Here is an 822-nt window from a genome sequence, read left to right as displayed (position 1 = left end):
GCGGAAAGGCGGCGGACTGGGACCCCTTCGCCACCACCATGCGGCGGACTGGGACCCCTTCGCCTCCACGACGCGGAAGGCCGATGCCGACCTGATCTCCGGAACGAAGAAGATCAAGGTTGCGGGCCGGTCGGTGAACGTGTCCTGTTCGGGCAGCCCGTCCAAGGGCGAGCCGGTCATCATGTTGATGCACGGAGGCGGTGACGGGCTGGACAAGATGGCCGCCATCCAGAAGACCCTGAGCAAGAAGAACCGGGTCTGCTCCTACGACCGGCTCGGTGCGGGGGCGAGCGACCAGCCGGATGGCCCGCAGACCTTCTCCAGCACCGGGAAGATTCTGACCGGAGTGCTCGACCGGGTCGCCGGAGACAGCCCGGTCGTCCTGGCCGGGCACTCGCTGGGCGGGCTGATCGCCGCCAGGTACGCCCCCGACCATCAGGACAGGGTCCAGGGGCTTGTCCTGATGGACGCCACACCATCCACCATGGTCGACGACATCACGAAGGCGATCCCCGAGTCCGCCACGGGTCCGGCGGCCGAGGTGCGCGCACAGAACCTCGCGATATTCCAGGGACAGAACCCGGAGAAGCTCGCCATCGTCGACGGGAGGGTCCGTTCCGCCGGGAACATCCCGGTGGAGGTGATCAAGCATGGGAAGCAGTACCTCGCGGCCGTCCCCCAGTACGGGCCGCGCCTGGAGCAGGCGTGGTCCGCGGGCCAGCGCGAGTGGCTCGCGCTGTCCGGCCGCAGCAAGCTGACCACGGCCACGAACAGCGAGCACTACATCTACCTCGACCAGCCCGATGTCGCCGTCCAGGCCAT

Annotated in this window: 1 protein-coding gene; it reads left to right on the top strand. The window is 68.1% G+C overall.

What is annotated here, in order from left to right; translation table 11 throughout:
- Positions 1-822 (top strand): alpha/beta fold hydrolase (locus ITP53_RS55620; RefSeq protein WP_195903529.1); only part of this gene is annotated, 822 nt, incomplete at both ends.

The sequence above is a fragment of the Nonomuraea cypriaca genome, from assembly GCF_015645445.1.
Taxonomy (GTDB): Bacteria; Actinomycetota; Actinomycetes; order Streptosporangiales; family Streptosporangiaceae; genus Nonomuraea; species Nonomuraea cypriaca.
This window is presented reverse-complemented; position numbering and strand designations above follow the sequence as displayed.